Below are 19,378 nucleotides of genomic sequence, written 5' to 3' on the forward strand. Positions count from 1 at the left end.
ACCGCTGTCTCTGACCAACTTCAATGTACCAGAGCCACCCCTAAAGAAGACCCCTGCCTTTTGTAATGTGGTCCTGCTCTGTTCCAACCACGTTTACGGAAACGTTATAAAGATACCGGTTATCAATAACCGGGCCGACGCCGCCGATTCAGACCCTAAACGCATAAAAGCTGGAGCATTCAACTATTCACATACAAAATATTTCCTCTTCCAAGGATGTTTTCGCAAAAGCGCAGCCGATTGTCAAAGTAAAACAATTAAAATCAGAAGAAAGTGCCAGATTCAGCCTCTGCACCCCAGTAGTGCAGCGTTTTCATGCGTCGTCTGCCGTCAAGATAGACGCGTTACCCGCGCCTGCCGATATTTCGTAACGATTGAACCAATAGCCAACAACATTTCTCCACACTTTTTTTACGCAGGTAATTTCCTTACAATCGGCTACATCGTCCGTTCGAGTGAAATGAGGAACTCATGAGCACTGCCAAACATCGTAAACTATTGATTCTGGGTTCAGGCCCGGCAGGCTATACCGCCGCGGTCTATGCCGCGCGGGCAAACCTAAGTCCACTGCTGATCACCGGGATGGAAAAAGGCGGTCAGTTGACGACCACCACTGAAGTGGAAAACTGGCCCGGTGACGCGGATGACCTCACCGGTCCGTTGCTCATGGAGCGCATGCACGCCCATGCAGTCAAGTTCAATACCGAAATCGTGTTTGATCACATCACACGCGTTGATCTACAAACTCGCCCGTTTCGCCTGTTTGGCGACAGCGACGAGTACACCTGTGATGCCCTGATCATCGCGACCGGCGCATCCGCCCGTTATCTTGGCCTGCCATCCGAAGACGCCTTCAAAGGCAAAGGCGTATCCGCCTGTGCTACCTGTGACGGTTTCTTCTATCGCAACCAAAAAGTAGCGGTCGTCGGCGGTGGTAACACCGCCGTCGAAGAAGCGCTGTACCTGTCCAATATCGCCGCTGAAGTTCACCTGATTCACCGCCGCGACAGTTTCCGTGCAGAAAAAATTCTGATCGACCGTCTGATGGCCAAGGTCAGCAGCGGTAATATCGTTCTGCACACCAATCGCACGCTGGATGAAGTACTGGGTGACGATATGGGTGTAACCGGTGTACGCCTGCGCGAGGCGGCTGGCGAAGCAGTCGAACAGCTGGATGTCGCCGGGGTATTTATCGCCATCGGCCACAGCCCGAATACCGCGATTTTTGGCGACCAGTTGGCATTGGAAAACGGCTATATCAAGGTGCAATCCGGTATTCACGGTAACGCCACGCAAACCAGTATTCCCGGTGTCTTCGCCGCTGGTGATGTGATGGATCATATTTATCGTCAGGCCATTACCTCTGCCGGTACCGGCTGCATGGCGGCATTGGATGCCGAACGCTACTTAGACGCGCTCGCCAAGTAACCATTACTGGCCTTGCCCGCCTTCCAGACCCGGTCGTGATCATGACCGGGTTTTTTATTGCCTGTCGCCGAGATAAAAATTGATCGCTCCCCCATCCCGGCATCGGCTTTTCATTTGCACAACCCCAACACCGAGGTAACATGACGCCACAACAGCCATTACACACATGATTGTGTTAAGTAACGGCTACATAAGCGTTATTTTCATGTAGCAACTGGAACCGACCGGCACCTGATGAAAGACACCCGACAACGAGAACTGACCCACTGGCTGAAACAGCAAAGCCGCCTGGCACATCGCTGGCTACGACTGTCTCTCCTGCTGGGCATGGTAAGCGGCCTGCTGATTATGGCGCAGGCATGGCTATTGGCATCACTGCTGCACGCCCTGATTATCGCCCATACCCCGCGACATCAATTAGTGATGACATTCCTGCTACTGGCGGCCACTTTCGTATTCCGTGCCTTAGTCAGTTGGGTACGTGAGCGCGTTGGTTTTCGCTGCGGACAAACCATTCGCCAGCATATCCGTCAGCAGGTATTGGATCGCCTGCAGCAACTGGGGCCAGCCTGGATTCAAGGCAAACCGGCGGGAAGTTGGGCGACGCTGATTCTGGAGCAGGTCGACGACATGCATGATTACTATGCTCGCTACCTGCCGCAAATGTATCTGGCCGTGATCATCCCGGTACTGATACTGATTGTTGTGTTTCCGGTGAACTGGGCGGCGGGGTTAATCCTGCTGACAACCGCGCCATTGATTCCGCTGTTCATGGCGATGGTTGGTATGGGTGCAGCCGACGCCAACCGGCGCAATTTTCAGGCACTGGCCAGACTGAGCGGTAACTTTCTTGATCGATTACGCGGTCTGGACACGCTGCGCCTGTTCCATCGCGGCGAAGCAGAGATCGAACAGATTCGTCAGGCATCTGAGCAGTTCCGCAGCCGGACCATGGAAGTGCTGCGTATGGCCTTCCTCTCTTCCGGCGTGCTGGAGTTTTTCGCTTCCATCTCCATAGCGGTAGTCGCCGTCTATTTTGGTTTTTCCTACCTTGGCGAGTTACATTTCGGCAGTTACGGTACCGGAGTCACCTTATTTGCCGGTTTCCTGGTACTGATTCTGGCACCGGAATTCTTTCAGCCGTTACGCGACCTTGGCACCTTCTACCATGCCAAAGCGCAGGCGATTGGTGCCGCAGAAGCGTTGCACCGCTTTATGATGGCCGCTAGCGAAGAAACCGGAAGCGGTACGCACCTTTTTCACAGTGATACCCCTGTCACGCTCACCGCCGATAAACTCATTATCTTGTCACCTGAAGGCAAGACGCTGGCAGGACCGCTGAGCTTCAGGCTGGAAGCCGGTCAACGCGTCGCACTGGTCGGCCCGAGTGGTGCAGGGAAAAGCTCGCTGCTGAATCTGCTGTTAGGTTTCCTGCCGTATCGCGGCTCAATCACTGTCAACGGTGAAGAATTGCACACCCTATCGCCCACGTCATGGCGACAACACCTGAGTTGGGTGGGACAAAATCCGCATTTGCCCGAATCGACTTTACGTCAGAATGTGTTGCTGGGACGACCGGATGCCTCGGAGCAGGCGCTGCAACAGGCGCTTGAGCGCGCTTATGTCCACGAATTTTTGCCACAGTTAGCGCAAGGTCTGGATACGCCCCTGGGCGACGGTGCCGCCCGACTATCGGTGGGTCAGGCACAGCGGGTCGCGCTGGCGCGTGCGCTGCTTCATCCATGTCGATTGCTGCTGTTGGATGAACCTTCCGCCAGTCTGGATGCCCACAGTGAGCAACGGGTGATGAGTGCGCTAAACGATGCCTCACGTTCGCAGACTACACTGCTGGTGACACACCAGCTCAGCGAAATTCGCGACTACGACGCCGTCTGGGTGATGGTCGACGGGCAGTTAGTCCAGCAAGGCGATTACCTCACGCTGAGTCAGGTAGCCGGCCCCTTCGCCACGCTACTGACGCACCGCCGGGGGGAACTGTAAGATGGAAAAAATTCACGTGATGCAGGTACTTAAACCCTTTTTGGCGTTGTATCGCCGCCATTTTTTTCGGCTCGGACTGGGCATCATATTGGCGATTCTTACGTTGCTGGCCAGTATCGGTCTGTTAACACTGTCAGGTTGGTTTCTGGCCGCGTCAGCGCTGGCTGGGCTGGCCGGATTAGCCACGTTCAACTATATGCTGCCTGCGGCGGGTGTACGTGGCGCGGCCATCCTGCGTACCGTCAGCCGTTACTTTGAGCGACTGGTAAGCCACGACGCGACGTTTCGCGTTTTGCTGCATCTTAGAGTGTTCACCTTTAGCCGCATTCTGCCGTTATCACCTGGTGGGTTGGTTCGTTTTCGCCAGGCAGAACTGCTCAACCGACTGGTAGCGGACGTGGATACGCTGGACCACCTCTACCTGCGCGTCATTTCACCGCTGATCAGCGCACTGGTGGTGATTGTGGCGCTGGCCTATGGGCTCAGCTTCCTCGATAGCTCGCTGGCGTTGACACTGGCAGCCATCATGCTGGCGTTGCTGGTGGTGCTACCGTTGGTTTTTTATCGTGCCGGACAGCCTATAGGTACTGATTTGACCGTGTTGCGTGCGCATTACCGGGTGCAATTGACAACCTGGATTCAAGGGCAGGCAGAACTGGCTGTCTTCGGCGCGTTGACACATTTTCGTCGGCAGTTGGAAATGCTGGAACTGCGCTGGTTTGAACGACAACGCCAACAAGCCGGACTCAGTGCACTGTCGCAAGCTATCCTGATTGCGGCCAGCGGCCTGACCGCCACCTTGCTGTTATGGCTGGCTGCTGGCGGCGTAGGTGGTGATAGTCAACCGGGAGCGCTCATTGCGCTATTTGTGTTTACCGCCCTTGCCGCATTTGAAACACTGGCCCCTGTAGCGGGGGCATTTCAACACATTGGCCATGTGGTGGCGTCCGCCGCACGGGTCAACCAGTTACTGACATTACGCCCATCAGTCACCTTCCCCACCCAAGGGCCTGAACGGTTAAAACAGGTTCAGCTTGCTTTGGATAGCGTGAGTTTTACCTACCCAGAGCAGAGCCAACCGGCGCTGAGCGATGTGTCACTCACGCTGACACCAGGCGAGCATGTCGCGCTGCTTGGGCGTACAGGCTGTGGCAAATCAACCCTATTGCAGTTACTGACCCGTGCATGGGATTGCAGCACGGGCGAAGTTCGCCTGAATGGCACCCCGCTTGCGGCATTTCCGGAATCCACATTGCGTGATGCCATGAGCGTAGTGCCGCAGCGGGTACATATTTTCAGTGCCACCTTACGGGAAAACCTGCGTCTGGCGGCACCGTCTGCCAGCGATGAGCAGCTCAGCGCCGTGCTCACGCAGGTCGGGCTGGAAAAATTGCTGGATGACCAGGGGCTGAACGCCTGGCTGGGCGAAGGGGGACGCCAACTCTCCGGCGGCGAACAACGCCGTATTGGCGTGGCGCGAGCCTTACTCCACCCAGCCCCTTTGGTGTTACTGGATGAACCCACCGAAGGGCTCGATGCCGACACCGAACAGCGTATACTGCAATTGTTGCGGCAACACTGCCTTGGTAAGACCCTGATCGTCATTACCCACCGTCTTAACGGATTGGAAAGCATGGACAGGTTGTTCGTGATGGATGGCGGGAAACTACTAGAACAGGGGTCACATCACAGCCTGATGGCGTTACAGGGGCGCTACTGGCAATTTCATCAACACCTGTAGGCCGAGGTGAGCATGTTACTGTGTGAACTCTCCCCGTTCTCACTGCAGTTTCCCGATCCACAAACTGCACTGCGCGACCCTAACGGTCTGCTGGCTTACGGCGGCGATTTGTCGCCAGAACGGGTTTTAAGTGCCTATCGGCAAGGCATTTTCCCGTGGTTTTCTCAGGACGACCCCATTCTATGGTGGTGTCCAGACCCACGGGCGGTGCTGTTTCCGGCGCAATTCCACCTCAGCCGCAGCATGAGAAAGTTCATGCGCCGCGCTGATTATCGCGTCACGCTCAATCAGGCGTTTGAGGCTGTAATCTCCGCGTGTGCCAGTGAACGCGAAGAAGGCACCTGGATTGGTGAAGAGATTATTCGTACCTATTGCCAGTTGCATTCAGCAGGTGTGGCCCATTCGGTTGAGGTCTGGCACGGCGAACACCTGGTCGGTGGGTTATACGGCATCGCTCAAGGTGCGCTGTTTTGTGGCGAGTCCATGTTCAGCAGGGTGAACAATGCCTCAAAATACGCTCTGACGACGTTTCTACAGCACTTTGTGCATCACGGCGGCCAATTGATTGACTGTCAGGTACTTAACGACCACACAGCCTCTCTGGGGGCGACGGATATCCCCAGACGCGAGTTTCTGCACTGGCTGCAACAGTTGCAGCATAAGGTCTTACTCGACGGATGCTGGCACCCGCAGGCACTGCCCTCTCCGATTGTTGGGGCGACATCCGTGGGGGATAAATGAACGGCGGCTGCTCACGCGCCTTTACATAATGAGGGTTTTTCGGCATTATCTTGCCGGTTAAAAACTAAGGTAATTACACCTAGAGGACTCGATGGCCAAAGAAGACAATATTGAAATGCAAGGCACCGTGCTGGATACGCTGCCCAACACCATGTTCCGCGTTGAGCTGGAAAACGGGCACGTGGTTACCGCTCATATCTCCGGTAAAATGCGTAAAAACTATATCCGCATCCTGACGGGTGACAAAGTGACTGTGGAACTGACCCCGTACGACCTGAGCAAAGGCCGCATTGTCTTCCGTAGCCGTTAACAACCGCACTATCGTCTGAAACGATAGTCGGTATGTTTACCTTTCAGCCCTTGCCTCTGGCGAGGGCGTTTGCATTTTAAGGCGGCACGTTACTTACCCACCTATTAATTCAAACGACTCGGATGCAGTAAGCACATAAGACGGTCATACCGCCATGAAAAAGGGCATCTGACGATGCCCTCTATATTTTTATTTTCGTTGGGTTTGAGGAGTAGTGTGCTTGCCTCACCGCCACACACTCCGTTAACCCCACTCAGTGAACCGCACCTTCAGTCTTAGTTTTCTGGGCGCTCAGGAAACGGTAGGTCAGTTGTTGGGCGGCGTTATCCAGTTCCACCTTCACAGAGCCGCCGTCCACCAGCGAGCCAAACAGTAACTCATTCGCCAACGGTTTCTTGAGGTTTTCCTGAATGACTCGCGCCATCGGCCGGGCACCCATCGCTTTGTCGTAGCCTTTCTCTGCCAGCCAGTTGCGTGCTTCTTCACTGACTTCCAACGATACTCCTTTGGCATCCAGTTGTGCCTGCAGTTCGACGATGAACTTGTCGACAACCTGCTGAATCACCTCTGCTGACAGATGGTTGAACCAGATGATGCCATCAAGACGGTTGCGGAATTCCGGCGTAAAGACCTTCTTGATCTCTTCCATCGCATCGCTGCTGTTATCCTGCTGGATGAGGCCAATCGACTTACGCTGGGTTTCACGCACCCCGGCGTTAGTCGTCATCACGACGATCACATTACGGAAATCCGCTTTGCGACCATTGTTATCAGTCAGCGTCCCGTTATCCATCACCTGCAACAGCAGGTTGAATACATCCGGGTGCGCCTTCTCGATTTCATCAAGCAACAATACCGAATGCGGGTGTTTGATGACCGCGTCGGTAAGCAAACCACCCTGATCGTAGCCGACATAACCCGGAGGAGCACCGATCAGACGACTGACCGTATGGCGTTCCATGTACTCCGACATATCGAAGCGTAACAACTCGATATCCAGCGCTTTCGCCAGTTGCACCGTGACTTCGGTTTTCCCCACCCCCGTAGGCCCGGCGAACAGGAACGACCCAACAGGTTTACGCTCATGACCCAGTCCCGCACGGCTCATCTTGATGGCTTCGGTCAGCGCTTCGATAGCTTTATCCTGCCCGAAGACCAGCATTTTCAGACGGTCACTCAGACTACGCAGCACATCACGATCACTGGCGGAGACCGTTTTCTCCGGAATACGGGCGATACGGGCAACCACCGATTCAATATCCGCCACATTGACGGTTTTCTTGCGTTTGCTGGCTGGCAACAGACGGCAGCGCGCACCCGCCTCATCGATAACGTCAATGGCCTTATCCGGCAAATGACGATCGTTGATGTATTTCACCGCCAGTTCTACTGCGGCGCGAATCGCTTTAGCGGTATACCGCACATCATGGTGCGCTTCGTATTTCGTCTTCAGACCGTTAATGATCTGTACCGTTTCTTCCACACTCGGCTCAGTGATATCGATCTTCTGGAAGCGGCGGGCTAGCGCACGATCCTTTTCAAAGATATTGCTGAATTCCTGATAAGTAGTGGAGCCTACCACACGAATCTTGCCGCTAGACAGCAGCGGTTTAATCAAATTAGCTGCATCCACCTGACCGCCGGAGGCGGCACCTGCACCGATAATCGTATGGATTTCATCGATAAACAGAATGCTGCTCTGATCCTGCTCCAGTTGTTTGAGCAACGATTTAAAGCGCTTCTCAAAATCCCCTCGGTATTTGGTACCGGCCAGTAAAGAGCCAATATCCAGCGAGTAGATCGTGCACCCGGCCATCACCTCCGGTACGTCGCCCTGCACAATGCGCCAGGCCAACCCTTCGGCGATGGCGGTTTTCCCTACACCGGATTCACCTACCAACAAGGGGTTGTTTTTACGACGGCGGCACAATACCTGAATGGTGCGCTCCAACTCGCTGTCACGGCCAATCAACGGGTCGATGCCCCCCACTCGGGCAAGCTGGTTGAGATTTGTAGTGAAGTTTTCCATACGCTCCTCCCCGCCAGCCTGTTCTTCGTTAACCGGATTCTCCGGATTTGCAGCCGGACCGGACTCTTCTTTGCGCGTACCATGGGAAATAAAATTCACTACATCCAACCGGCTGACGTCGTGTTTACGCAGCAGATAGGCGGCCTGTGACTCCTGCTCACTGAAGATGGCGACCAGAACGTTGGCACCCGACACCTCACTGCGCCCCGACGATTGCACGTGGAATACAGCGCGTTGCAACACGCGCTGAAAGCTCAGTGTGGGTTGTGTATCACGCTCTTCATCGTTTTGTGGCAGTGTAGGCGTGGTTTGTTCGATAAAGGTTTCCAGTTCCTGACGCAGAACCGCCAGATCGACAGTACAGGCCTCCAGGGCCTCTCGTGCGGAGGGGTTACTGAGCAACGCCAGCAACAGATGCTCCACGGTCATAAACTCATGCCGGTGCTCACGCGCTCTGGCGAAAGCCATGTTGAGACTGAGTTCCAGTTCTTGATTGAGCATAGGCACCTCCCCCAATAAATTGCCCTATTCAGGCTTTTTCCAGCGTACAGAGCAACGGATGCTCGTTCTCCCTGGCATAGCGGTTCACTTGCGCTACCTTGGTTTCAGCCACTTCGGCGCTATACACACCGCAGATGGCCTTGCCCTGATAGTGAACCGTAAGCATCAGTTGCGTTGCACGTTCAATATCATAAGAAAAGAACTTTTGCAGAACGTCAATAACAAATTCCATCGGCGTGTAATCGTCATTGTTAAGTATCACTTTATACATCGATGGCGGTTGCAAGGCTTCAGTATAATGCTCTTTAGTCAGGTCGTCGGTCTGTGGCCCAGTGCTATGATTTCCCATCTTCTACCCAAAATCAGTTCTGATACTTAATCGCTGGCTGTCATTACAGCAGCATGCCTGATTTTTATTGTATCACCGCCTGCTCAAAATCGCTCTGGCCCCACAAACTCCCTTCCTGATATTAACGGCAATAAAACCTGTCGATAGCGTTACCTGTATCAAATTTTCACAAACCTGCTGCAAAGTGTCCGAGCCGAGCGCTTGACGGCAAAGACGATTTCAATAGAGTGTAGGGTGGGATTGATGATGTTTTAATCAATTCGGTTTGCCTTAACCCAATAACCTCACCTTAGAGAACACTCTAGCGAAGGATGAAGATGTATGGAGACAGGTACTGTTAAATGGTTTAATAACGCCAAAGGCTTTGGCTTTATTTGCCCCGAAAGCGGTGGTGAAGATATTTTCGCCCACTATTCAACCATTCAGATGGACGGCTACAGGACGCTGAAAGCAGGTCAGGTCGTGCAATTTACCGTGCACCAGGGACCAAAAGGAAATCACGCCAGTCTGATCGTACCAGTCGCCGGTGAAACGGTCGCCTGAATGCTCACCTTACGCTTTCCGGTCTTTCTCCTTTAATTCCTGAGACCAGGTCAAACGACTCCAATACCGGCCGCCGTCGGGCGGCTGGTATTTTTAGAGCCTATCCCAGTAGGCGTTATTGGCGCAGCCAGTTTGGACTCGGATAGGTTCTTAATCCGCCCGTCCGCGCGCGAGCCATAACACTCGAGAAAACATGCTGCGAATCAGCGGCGGGATTGCCGATTCCCCCAGCGATGCGGCCTCTATCGCGACCTCAATCGCCAGATCCGGCTTCGACGTCCGATGAATTGCCTTGGTAATGATTTTAGCCGCTGACAGCGGCACCGGTTCCGGTAATTGCGCCACCCGGTGATAGACCTGGCTAAACCCATTGCGATACATAAAATGTTCCATATCCAGGGCTGGCAACATCGTCAGGTGATCGCGCTCGGATTCCCCTTGCGACTGCAACAGGCTACGAGCGGTAGCCGCGTATTTTTTCCCGGCGTCATCGCCATCCACCAGCACATGCCATTCGATCCCCATGCGATAGGCGAATTTCAGTAGCGGTCTTAGCCCTGCCTGCGCAAATTCGATCACTCGCACCCCTTCCGCTTCAAAATGGTGCCCGCACTGGCGCGCCAGTTCGCTAAGCATCCAGACCTCGGTTTCGCCCTCTACCAGCAACCAGCAGCGCGCAAACAGCGATGTCGGGCGATTAAATCGAATGTGGAAGGTAATGCGGCGGCTGTCTTCCTGCGTCATGCCCTGCCGACCGATACGATAGGTCGCCACCTTCGCCGACTCGCGTACCAAACGGCACACCTGCTCTACCGGCACCAGTGACAGCAGCTCGCCGGAATTCGTGGTAGTGATTTTCTGTAATGGCAATTGCGTCAGCAGCCCCCATGCCACCGACAGCATGATCGGATGCAAGCGGGTTTCCGGGTCTTCTATCAACAGCAGGGGTCTGGCGTGTGGGTCTAACACAGCGGAACCTTTGGCCTGCAACAACGTAGAAAACAGCTCCAGCAGAATAATGCGGCGGCTGCGATTGTGAGAGCCGGAAATCATACGGTTGATGTTATCCAGCGAGCGCCAGGCCCGGCCATTACCAGCCCGCGCATGACGATGATGGCGCCTGTCGTTCGGGTCAGCACCCTGCTCAGAAAAATAGTGCTCCACCAGTTGGCGCATCGCCACCAACCCCTGGCGCAGCTCCTGATTTGTCAGCCGATTGGGATTCTGCGCCAATTCTCGCACCAGTGTTTCGAACTGGCGTGATAACAGCTCATTATCATCGACTTGCGGCATCAATGTACCGGTGCGGAAGCGGCGGATAAAACGGGCGTCGCGCAGCCGCAGCACCGGATGCAGGCGCACGATTTCGCTAGCCAGCCAGTCGATATTGTCCAACGCCAACGCCTGTCCATTGGCGTCCAGAAAACTGCGCCAGGTAAAAATCGCCTGACTTTCATCCATTTCCCCTTCCAGACGATAAAAAATACGGTGCAATCGTCCTTCACCTTTAATCCAGACCGGTGATAGAGAGCGGTAACGGGGAGCCAGGTGGTGACCCGGGGCAGACTCACAAAACGTAAAGATCACCTGCAAGTGACGTTCCCGGCTGGTTTCATCGCCGGGTGTAAAATGAAAATCCTGCAGATCGAAGTGATAAAGCGGCGGCGACGGTGTCAACAGCAGCGAAAGCGCATCCAACAGGCTGGACTTTCCCCAAGCGTTTTCACCGATCAGAACCGTATTCTCATCCAGTGTTAGCGACAGTCGGTTAATGCCCCGGAATCCAACAATCTCGACTCTTTCCAGATACATCCGTGCCTCCAGTGCTGTGCTTTCCTGATGAGCATGACGATAAAAGCACAACAGGGTCAAGCCCTATGCCTCGGATCTGCCTCGCGACGCATAAAAATGCCCCACAGATGCGAGTGATTTTCATCCACACATGAAAATTGCGCTAAATCAAGTTCACCTTAAATTGCATATAAAAAGCCTTTTTAGACACCCGCAACCGTTCTATTCTCATAACAGGCATTATAAATGCAACTTTAATAAAGGAAGCCATCATGTATTGTGTGCAATGTGAACAGACCATCCGAACCCCGGCCAGCAATGGCTGCGCCTACGCGCAAGGCATGTGCGGTAAAACCGCTGAAACCTCTGACCTGCAAGACCTGCTGGTTGCTGTTCTCCAGGGATTGTCGGCCTGGGCGTTGCAGGCACGCGCGCTGGGCATTATCGATCACGACATCGACAGCTTTGCTCCTCGCGCCTTCTTCTCTACCCTGACCAACGTAAACTTTGACTCGCCGCGCATCATCGGTTATGCCCGCGAAGCCATTAGCCTGCGCGAAGGTCTGGCAACCCGTTGCCGTCTGAAAGACGCCAGTGTTACCGTCGACCACCCGATGGCGGAACTGCAACTGGCGGGCGACGACATCCCGACCCTGTTACAGCAGTCTGCCGAGTTTGCGCTGAACAAAGATAAAGCCGCGATTGGCGACGATATCCACGGGCTACGCATGCTGTGCCTGTATGGCCTGAAAGGCGCGGCGGCCTACATGGAACACGCCCACGTACTGGGGCAACATGATGACGCCTTATACGCCGACTACCATGCATTTATGGCCTGGCTTGGCACCGCGCCTACCGATGTCGATACGCTGCTCGGCAATGCAATGGCTATCGGCAAAATGAACTTCAACGTGATGGCGATTCTGGATCAGGGTGAAACCTCCGCCTACGGCCATCCGCAACCGACTCAGGTTAACGTCCGTCCGGTGGCAGGCAAAGCCATCCTGATCTCCGGCCACGACCTGAAAGACCTGCGCATGCTGCTGGAACAAACCGAAGGGACCGGGATCAATATTTATACCCACGGTGAAATGCTGCCAGCGCACGGTTACCCGGAATTGAAAAAATTCTCCCATCTGGTCGGTAATTACGGCAGCGGCTGGCAGAACCAGCAAACCGAATTCGCCAAATTCCCCGGCCCGATCCTGATGACCTCCAACTGCATCATCGACCCTAACGTAGGCCAGTATACCGACCGTATCTGGACCCGTAGTATCGTCGGCTGGCCGGGTGCTCAACATCTCGAAGGGGATGATTTCAGCGCAGTCATCGCCCAGGCACAGCAACTACCGGGCTTCCCGTACAGTGAGATTGAGCATCTGATTACCGTCGGATTTGGTCGCCAGACGCTGCTGAATGCGGCAGATACGGTGATTGATCTGGTCGCCAGCAAAAAACTGCGCCATGTCTTTTTGGTTGGCGGTTGCGACGGTAGCCGTACCGAACGTAGCTACTACACCGATTTCGCCCGTAGCGTACCGCAAGACTGCCTGATCATGACGCTGGCGTGCGGTAAATACCGCTTCAACAAGCTGGATTTCGGCACACTGGAAGGCTTACCGCGTCTGCTGGATGTCGGTCAGTGTAACGACGCCTACTCAGCCATCATGCTGGCGGTCAATCTGGCGGAAAAACTGGGTTGCGGCGTCAACGATTTGCCGCTGAGTCTGGTGCTGTCATGGTTTGAACAGAAAGCGATTGTTATCCTGCTGACACTGCTGGCGCTGGGTGTGAAAAATATCTACACCGGCCCTACCGCACCGGGCTTCCTGACACCGTCGCTGCTGGCCATCCTGAACGAGAAATTCGGTATGCGCTCTATCACGACCGTTGAGCAAGACCTGAACGATATCCTCACCGCCTGATCGGTTTGTTGACCTTCACCTTCCGCCGCAACCCGGCGGAAGGCTGTTATGGAGACTCCCCATGACTATGCCTACCCCGCAATGCCCTAACCGCATGCAGGTGCACTCTCTTCATCAGGAAACGCCGGATGTCTGGACGATTTCGCTGATTAACCACGATTTTTATCCCTGGCAACCCGGCCAGTACGCACTGGTCAGCATCGCCAACAGTAGCGAAACGCTGCGTGCCTATACCTTGTCTTCATCACCGGGAGTCAGCCCCTTTATCACGTTCACCGTACGGCGGCTGGAAAACGGCGTTGGTTCACGCTGGCTGACAGAGCAGGTAAAACCCGGTGATTATTTGTGGATCTCCGACGCACAAGGCGAATTCACCTGCAACGCCGTCAGTGACCGTTACCTGATGCTGGCTGCTGGTTGTGGTGTAACACCGATTATGTCGATGACCCGCTGGCTGCTGGCGAATCACCCACACACCGACATTCAGGTCATTTTCAACGTCCGCGACCCGCAACACGTGATTTTTGCTTCGGAGTGGCAAACGCTCTGTCAGCGTTACCCGCAGCAACTGCAACTCACGCTGATGGCAGAGCAACAGGCAAACGCCGGTTTCCTCAGCGGACGTCTGACAGAATCGGTGCTACAACAGCAAGTACCCGATATCACCCGCCGTACCGTAATGACCTGCGGTCCGCAGCCGTATATGCAGCAGGTAGAAACGTTCTGCTTACAGGCCGGTGTGCCACGCGATCGTATATTTAAAGAGCAGTTCGGTGCCCCGGATATGGCGGGGGATGATGACGGCGAACAACTCACGATGACTATTCGCCATTCATTACAACAAGTGAAAGTTCCGGTCGGTATCAGCCTGCTGGCGGCACTGGAAAGTCATCAGTTACCGGTGAATGCCGCCTGTCGCGCTGGCGTATGCGGTAGCTGCAAAACACGAATTCTCAGCGGCCACTACACCACCAGCAGCACCATGACGTTGACGCCGGAAGAAATTGAAAACGGCTATGTACTGGCCTGCAGTTGCCAGCTACAAGGGGACGTCGAGCTAGCCTGATTTCCCGTACCTACCCACCTACGGCTCCATCAGCCTCTGGACCTACCCCGCATTTTCGTTACAAAACCATTAAGGCGGGGTTTTTCCCCTTTCAGCTTACCGCTATATTAGGCGGTACACGCCCGGTGCGGGGCGCAATCACCGCGCTATGGCATGCCATACGCTGACTGCCTGTTTTTAGGCTACATTTGAATAGCTGATTTTTACATAGCCTATTTTTACATAACCCATTTTTACATAATCTGTTTTTTACATAATCTATCGTTTCTTAGGGTCTGCATGGCGGACGTAAATATCGACAGGGACACCGCTGCCGTTTTAAGTTGCGTTGTTGTGGCAGGAGCAAAAAATACATGATGACCGTCAAACCCGCCCCGATTCTTATCCTTGGTGCCAGTGGCTATATTGGCCGACACCTCCTCACACGACTGAGTCAACAAGATCAACCGCTGATTGCCGCCTCACGCCATATCGACTCGCTGGCGGCGCTCAACCTTTCTGGTGTGCGCTGTGAACACATCGATTTAATGAAGCCCTATACACTGCCTGAAGGGCTATGGCAGGCAGAGACGCTCTATTATCTGGCGCACAGCATGGGCGATGGTGCCGATTTTCTGGAGCGGGAATATCAATCGGCGCAAAACCTGCGACAGGTGTTACGCACCAGCCGGATCCGACAGATTATCTATCTGGGGTCAGCACAAACCGACAAGCACCCATCCACCCACATGCAGGCACGTAAACTAACCGGCGATATTCTGCGCAGTAGCGGTATCCCGGTCACCGAACTGCGTGCGGGGATCATCGTCGGGCCGGGCTCCGCTGCATTCGAAATCATGCGTGATATGGTCAACAATTTGCCGGTGCTGACGCCACCACGCTGGGTGCGCTCGAAATCCTCACCGATCGCGCTGGAAAACCTGCTCACCTACCTGACGGAAATACGGCACCACCCAGCCGAACAGCACCGCATTTTCGATGCCGCCGGTCCGGAATACCTCAGCTATCAAACCCTATTCGAACGATTTATTCACCTGACCGGTAAACGCCGTCTGTTGCTTCCGGTTCCCGTACCGACCGCGTTGATCTCAGCCTGGTTTCTCAACCTGATAACCTCGGTTTCCAGTTCCACCGCCCGGGCGCTGGTGCAAGGGCTGCGGCATGACTTACCCATGGACGATAGCGAACTGCGGCGTCTGATTCCGCAGCGGTTATTGACCTTTGACGACGCGGTACGGGCCACGCTGGATGACGAAAAAGCCGCCGCACAGCACCCTGACTGGGCCTTTGATCCAGATGTACAGGCACGCTGGCGCCCTGATTACGCCTTCTACCCGAAACAAGCCGGTTGCAGCTACAAGACCAACGCCAGCAGTCAGGCACTGTGGAACATCGTGCAGCAAGTCGGCGGTCAACACGGTTATTTTTACGCCAATCCGTTATGGACAATTCGGGCCAAAATAGATGACTTGTGCGGCAATCAGGTGAGTTATAACCGTCCGGAACGGTCAGAATTGATGGAAGGCGACCTTATCAATGGCTGGAAAGTCATTCGGCTGAAACCGCTGCGGCAGTTGGTGCTGTTGTTTGGCATGAAAGCACCCGGGCTTGGGCGACTGGCGTTTTCTATTGACGAGCGCGGCACTTACCGGGTGCTGGATGTTCGGGCCTGGTGGCATCCGGCAGGTTGCAACGGATTAGGCTATTGGTTCCTGATGATGCCCGCACATTTGTTCATATTCCGTGGCATGGCACGCCGTATCGCAGCGCTGGCACAGGAAGCGGAACAACGGGATATCCATCGTCTCTCTCATCACGACTGAACCAGCCTCTACCGCACACCTGCCTTGGGCAACAAGGCAGGTTTCACACCGTGCGGTGCAGATCCATACCGTTCGCGTCACAGACGATAAGCAGGCAAAACCTCATGCCGCGCCCTTACACGATGCCACGCCGTATTTTTCCAACAGGGCATCAGCAATCGCTTCGGTTTCCGCATCAGCCTCACCGTCGTAGCGCTGCTGCCGGAAATGCATCTGGAATGCCGCCACGACCCGTTTCTGCTGACGTTCGCTCATTCCCTCTTTGACCTCATAGCCATAACACGCCAATTTGGTGAGCAACACGGTTCTGTCGACCGGCATCGTTTTCCCTCTGTCACCCATATAGAAACGCACCCGTGCCGCGTCCGGCCAGGCACCAATCCCCGACGCTGCCAGTTGCCGCCAGGGGAACAACGGGCCTGGGTCAACCTTGCGCTGAGGTGCTATATCGCTGTGGCCCACCACATCCTGTGGGGCAATGTGATGGCGTGCGATAATGTCACGCGCCAGAGAAGTGACCAGTGCAATTTGCTGCGGTGTGTAGGGTTGCCACCAATGCGTGCCAGACGCCGTCTGACGCCAGCCAGGGTTTTCCTGCTCGATGCCGACGGAGGTTGCGTTTAACTGACTGTAGCCGCGCCAGTAACTGGCGCCCGCATGCCAGGCAGCCTGTGATTCTGGCACCAGTTTCCACGCCACGGGTTTACCGTTTACTCGCGGAGGATAAGCGGGGACCAGATAATGTGCGCTGACTTGCTCAGCGGTGAGTGTTTCCAGCGACGAATCCAGATCTTCGGCTGTGTAGTGCAGCACCAGAAAACGGACTCGTTCACCGCGACTAACCGCCTTCGACGACAGATCTAGCTGGTAATCGCCTTCATCGACATACCGCTCACGCGTCTGACAGCCTGCCAGCACGATCACCGCCATCAGCACTGCGCTTCGCCACACCAACCGAATCGCTTTTCTTGTCATGAACCACGAACCACAACCGCCGTGCCGCTGACGGACACCATTAGCATGCTGCCGTTTTTCCCCACGGTTTCATAATCAATATCGATACCGACGATAGCATTCGCCCCCAGTTCCTCAGCTTGCTGTTGCAGTTCACGAAAGGCGATTTGCCGGGCATGGCACAACTCTTTTTCATAAGCACCGGAGCGGCCACCAACAATGTCTCGAATACCGGCAAAGAAATCCCGAAAGATGTTGGCACCAAGAATGGCTTCTCCCGTCACCACACCGCAATAGGTTTCAATAACCTGTCCTTCCAGCGTGGGTGTTGTCGATAACAGCATCATGCCTCCTCGCATCCGATGTTCACTTTCATGACCAACCGTGTTTTTCACAGTCTTCTTACGCTTTTATAGCAATTTCCGCCATTAACAATGCATTTTACAACACAGACGTCATCAATCACCTGTTTTAACAACGAACTGCGCCAAAACCGGGCCACCTTATAGCTGAAGATTGTGTGCCACAGTACGGCGATTGCCTTGACAAATCCACCACCATCGCGGCAAAGCAATATTTTGTGCTAAAATAGCGACAATAAGTCGTGTATTCGCAAATTTTAACCCGTGGCGATTGCATAACTATTCTGCCGAGGCTACCATTTGCGGCATCAATGTCTATTCAATTCTTGCGCATGAGTATTCAACTAAACAGCATTAACTGTTTCTATGGCGCACACCAAGCGCTGTTCGATGTCACCCTTGATTGTCCATCCGGCGAAACGCTGGTATTGCTCGGCCCCAGTGGGGCTGGCAAAAGTTCATTATTACGGGTACTGAACCTGTTGGAAACGCCTCGCTCCGGCACCCTGAGCATCGGCGGTACGACGTTTGATTTTAGCCAGACACCCGGTGAGAACGCGATCCGTGAACTGCGCCGCAATGTCGGCATGGTGTTCCAGCAGTATAATTTGTGGCCGCACCTCACTGTGCAGCAAAATCTGGTCGAAGCCCCCTGCCGTGTACTGGGCCTCAACCGTCAGGAAGCACATACCCGGGCGAAAAAACTGTTGAGCCGCCTGCGACTGAGCGACTTTGCCGACCGCTACCCGCTCCACCTTTCGGGTGGCCAGCAGCAGCGTGTTGCCATTGCCCGCGCGCTAATGATGGAACCGCAGGTACTCTTGTTTGACGAACCGACCGCGGCCCTCGACCCGGAAATCACCGCTCAGGTGGTGAGTATCATTAAAGAATTGAGCGAAACCGGTATTACTCAGGTCATCGTCACCCATGAAGTCGACTTCGCACGTAAAACCGCCAGCCGCGTGGTGTATATGGAAAATGGCCGCATTGTGGAACATGGCGACGCCTCACACTTTTCCCAACCACAAACACCCGAGTTTGCTGGCTATTTATCTCACTGATAGATAAGGATAATAACATGAAGAAACTGCTCGTTGCCGCCCTGCTCGGCGGCTTAAGTCTTTCCGTCGGCGCAGCTGAGACCATTCGTTTTGCCACGGAAGCCTCCTACCCTCCGTTTGAGTCGGTAGACGCCAGCAACCAGATCGTCGGTTTTGATATCGATCTTGCTAACGCACTGTGTAAACAGATTCAGGCTACCTGTACCTTCAGCAATCAGGCATTCGATAGTCTGATCCCCGGTCTGAAATTCCGTCGCTACGATGCAGTCATCGCCGGTATGGACATCACCCCGGAACGCCAGCAGCAGGTGTCATTTACCCAGCCATATTATGAAAACTCAGCGCTGTTCATCGCTCAGAAAGACAAACTGGCTGATATCGCCGCGCTCAAAGGCAAACGCGTCGGCGTGCAGAATGGCACCACACACCAGAAATACCTGCTGGATAAGCATAAAGACATCACCGTTGTGCCGTATGACAGCTATCAGAATGCCGTGCTGGATCTGAAAAATGGTCGCCTGGACGCCGTCTTTGGTGACACTGCCGTTGTGAACGAGTGGCTGAAAGAGAACCCGAACCTGGCATCCGTCGGAACTAAAGTGACCGATAAAGACTACTTCGGTATCGGTTTGGGTATTGCGGTTCGCCAGAACAATGATGAACTGGTGAAAAAATTCAACGATGCGCTGAACAACATCAAGCAGGATGGCACCTACCAGACCATCTACAAGAAATGGTTCCAGCAGTAATCCG

General features: G+C 54.3%; 16 protein-coding genes. 11 read left to right on the forward strand and 5 right to left on the reverse strand.

All coding sequences use genetic code 11. The annotated features are described in order from the left end of the window. Positions 1-471 precede the first annotated feature (471 nt). From trxB to infA, 5 genes are all read left to right on the forward strand, one after another. Positions 472-1,428 carry a thioredoxin-disulfide reductase gene (gene trxB, locus DD586_RS11370; protein WP_012884966.1) on the forward strand — a complete coding sequence of 319 codons (957 nt, stop codon included), beginning with the start codon at positions 472-474 and terminating at the stop codon, positions 1,426-1,428. Positions 1,429-1,662: 234 nt separating this feature from the next. Then, the gene (gene cydD / locus DD586_RS11375; RefSeq protein WP_012884967.1) at positions 1,663-3,429 is read left to right on the forward strand and encodes a heme ABC transporter permease/ATP-binding protein CydD; all 1,767 of its coding nucleotides are present in this window, start codon (positions 1,663-1,665) and stop codon (positions 3,427-3,429) included. A 19-nt stretch (positions 3,430-3,448) separates the two neighbouring features. Continuing rightward, positions 3,449-5,170, forward strand: a complete 1,722-nt coding sequence (gene cydC, locus DD586_RS11380; protein ID WP_041164952.1) for a heme ABC transporter ATP-binding protein/permease CydC — start codon at positions 3,449-3,451, stop codon at positions 5,168-5,170. 12 nt (positions 5,171-5,182) lie between these two features. After that, positions 5,183-5,911: a leucyl/phenylalanyl-tRNA--protein transferase gene (gene aat, locus DD586_RS11385; RefSeq protein ID WP_012884969.1), complete on the forward strand. Its 729-nt coding sequence runs from the start codon at positions 5,183-5,185 to the stop codon at positions 5,909-5,911. A gap of 91 nt (positions 5,912-6,002) precedes the next feature. Then, a complete protein-coding gene (infA, locus tag DD586_RS11390) occupies positions 6,003-6,221 on the forward strand; it encodes a translation initiation factor IF-1 (RefSeq protein ID WP_002211347.1) in 219 nt (72 codons plus the stop codon). A gap of 253 nt (positions 6,222-6,474) precedes the next feature. Here the strand turns inward: infA and clpA are convergent, their stop codons facing one another. After that, positions 6,475-8,751: an ATP-dependent Clp protease ATP-binding subunit ClpA gene (gene clpA / locus DD586_RS11395; protein ID WP_012884970.1), complete on the reverse strand. Its 2,277-nt coding sequence runs from the start codon at positions 8,749-8,751 to the stop codon at positions 6,475-6,477. Positions 8,752-8,779: 28 nt separating this feature from the next. Beyond that, positions 8,780-9,100 carry an ATP-dependent Clp protease adapter ClpS gene (gene clpS / locus DD586_RS11400; RefSeq protein ID WP_012884971.1) on the reverse strand — a complete coding sequence of 107 codons (321 nt, stop codon included), beginning with the start codon at positions 9,098-9,100 and terminating at the stop codon, positions 8,780-8,782. A 321-nt stretch (positions 9,101-9,421) separates the two neighbouring features. Between clpS and cspD the strand changes: the two genes are divergently transcribed. Next, complete coding sequence (gene cspD / locus DD586_RS11405) at positions 9,422-9,643, forward strand: cold shock-like protein CspD (protein WP_012770072.1); 222 nt, start codon at positions 9,422-9,424, stop codon at positions 9,641-9,643. Positions 9,644-9,793: 150 nt separating this feature from the next. Here the strand turns inward: cspD and DD586_RS11410 are convergent, their stop codons facing one another. Next, the gene (locus DD586_RS11410; RefSeq protein WP_012884972.1) at positions 9,794-11,455 is read right to left on the reverse strand and encodes an ATP-dependent endonuclease; all 1,662 of its coding nucleotides are present in this window, start codon (positions 11,453-11,455) and stop codon (positions 9,794-9,796) included. A 251-nt stretch (positions 11,456-11,706) separates the two neighbouring features. Between DD586_RS11410 and hcp the strand changes: the two genes are divergently transcribed. The 3 genes from hcp to DD586_RS11425 all read left to right on the forward strand — a co-directional run bounded on the left by hcp (position 11,707) and on the right by DD586_RS11425 (position 16,248). After that, on the forward strand, positions 11,707-13,359 hold the full coding sequence (gene hcp, locus DD586_RS11415; protein WP_012884973.1) for a hydroxylamine reductase: 1,653 nt from the start codon (positions 11,707-11,709) through the stop codon (positions 13,357-13,359). Between the two features lie 61 nt (positions 13,360-13,420). Next, on the forward strand, positions 13,421-14,425 hold the full coding sequence (hcr, locus tag DD586_RS11420) for an NADH oxidoreductase (RefSeq protein ID WP_012884974.1): 1,005 nt from the start codon (positions 13,421-13,423) through the stop codon (positions 14,423-14,425). 353 nt (positions 14,426-14,778) lie between these two features. Next, the gene (locus DD586_RS11425) at positions 14,779-16,248 is read left to right on the forward strand and encodes a DUF2867 domain-containing protein (RefSeq protein ID WP_012884975.1); all 1,470 of its coding nucleotides are present in this window, start codon (positions 14,779-14,781) and stop codon (positions 16,246-16,248) included. 102 nt (positions 16,249-16,350) lie between these two features. On the opposite strand, the gene DD586_RS11430 is transcribed toward DD586_RS11425, so the two are convergent. Further along, positions 16,351-17,223, reverse strand: coding sequence for an N-acetylmuramoyl-L-alanine amidase (locus DD586_RS11430; protein WP_012884976.1), 873 nt, complete (start codon positions 17,221-17,223; stop codon positions 16,351-16,353). Next, positions 17,220-17,546: a heavy metal-binding domain-containing protein gene (locus DD586_RS11435; RefSeq protein ID WP_012884977.1), complete on the reverse strand. Its 327-nt coding sequence runs from the start codon at positions 17,544-17,546 to the stop codon at positions 17,220-17,222. Before DD586_RS11435 ends, DD586_RS11430 begins: the two co-directional genes overlap by 4 nt. 350 nt (positions 17,547-17,896) lie before the next feature. Between DD586_RS11435 and artP the strand changes: the two genes are divergently transcribed. Continuing rightward, on the forward strand, positions 17,897-18,625 hold the full coding sequence (artP, locus tag DD586_RS11440) for an arginine ABC transporter ATP-binding protein ArtP (protein WP_208855551.1): 729 nt from the start codon (positions 17,897-17,899) through the stop codon (positions 18,623-18,625). A 17-nt stretch (positions 18,626-18,642) separates the two neighbouring features. Beyond that, positions 18,643-19,374 carry an arginine ABC transporter substrate-binding protein gene (artJ, locus tag DD586_RS11445; protein ID WP_012884979.1) on the forward strand — a complete coding sequence of 244 codons (732 nt, stop codon included), beginning with the start codon at positions 18,643-18,645 and terminating at the stop codon, positions 19,372-19,374. Positions 19,375-19,378 lie beyond the last annotated feature (4 nt).

Source organism: Dickeya parazeae Ech586 (assembly GCF_000025065.1).
Classification (GTDB): Bacteria; Pseudomonadota; Gammaproteobacteria; order Enterobacterales; family Enterobacteriaceae; genus Dickeya; species Dickeya zeae.

Excerpts from the sequence above, each read along its gene's own strand:
- artP (WP_208855551.1), top strand. The coding sequence starts at position 17,897 with ATGAGTATTCAACTAAACAGCATTAACTGTTTCTATGGCGCACACCAA.
- DD586_RS11430 (WP_012884976.1), bottom strand. The coding sequence starts at position 17,223 with ATGACAAGAAAAGCGATTCGGTTGGTGTGGCGAAGCGCAGTGCTGATG.
- cydC (WP_041164952.1), top strand. The coding sequence starts at position 3,449 with ATGCAGGTACTTAAACCCTTTTTGGCGTTGTATCGCCGCCATTTTTTT.
- DD586_RS11435 (WP_012884977.1), bottom strand. The coding sequence starts at position 17,546 with ATGCTGTTATCGACAACACCCACGCTGGAAGGACAGGTTATTGAAACC.
- artJ (WP_012884979.1), top strand. The coding sequence starts at position 18,643 with ATGAAGAAACTGCTCGTTGCCGCCCTGCTCGGCGGCTTAAGTCTTTCC.
- clpA (WP_012884970.1), bottom strand. The coding sequence starts at position 8,751 with ATGCTCAATCAAGAACTGGAACTCAGTCTCAACATGGCTTTCGCCAGA.
- aat (WP_012884969.1), top strand. The coding sequence starts at position 5,183 with ATGTTACTGTGTGAACTCTCCCCGTTCTCACTGCAGTTTCCCGATCCA.
- DD586_RS11410 (WP_012884972.1), bottom strand. The coding sequence starts at position 11,455 with ATGTATCTGGAAAGAGTCGAGATTGTTGGATTCCGGGGCATTAACCGA.
- trxB (WP_012884966.1), top strand. The coding sequence starts at position 472 with ATGAGCACTGCCAAACATCGTAAACTATTGATTCTGGGTTCAGGCCCG.
- infA (WP_002211347.1), top strand. The coding sequence starts at position 6,003 with ATGGCCAAAGAAGACAATATTGAAATGCAAGGCACCGTGCTGGATACG.
- cspD (WP_012770072.1), top strand. The coding sequence starts at position 9,422 with ATGGAGACAGGTACTGTTAAATGGTTTAATAACGCCAAAGGCTTTGGC.
- clpS (WP_012884971.1), bottom strand. The coding sequence starts at position 9,100 with ATGGGAAATCATAGCACTGGGCCACAGACCGACGACCTGACTAAAGAG.
- DD586_RS11425 (WP_012884975.1), top strand. The coding sequence starts at position 14,779 with ATGATGACCGTCAAACCCGCCCCGATTCTTATCCTTGGTGCCAGTGGC.
- hcp (WP_012884973.1), top strand. The coding sequence starts at position 11,707 with ATGTATTGTGTGCAATGTGAACAGACCATCCGAACCCCGGCCAGCAAT.
- cydD (WP_012884967.1), top strand. The coding sequence starts at position 1,663 with ATGAAAGACACCCGACAACGAGAACTGACCCACTGGCTGAAACAGCAA.
- hcr (WP_012884974.1), top strand. The coding sequence starts at position 13,421 with ATGACTATGCCTACCCCGCAATGCCCTAACCGCATGCAGGTGCACTCT.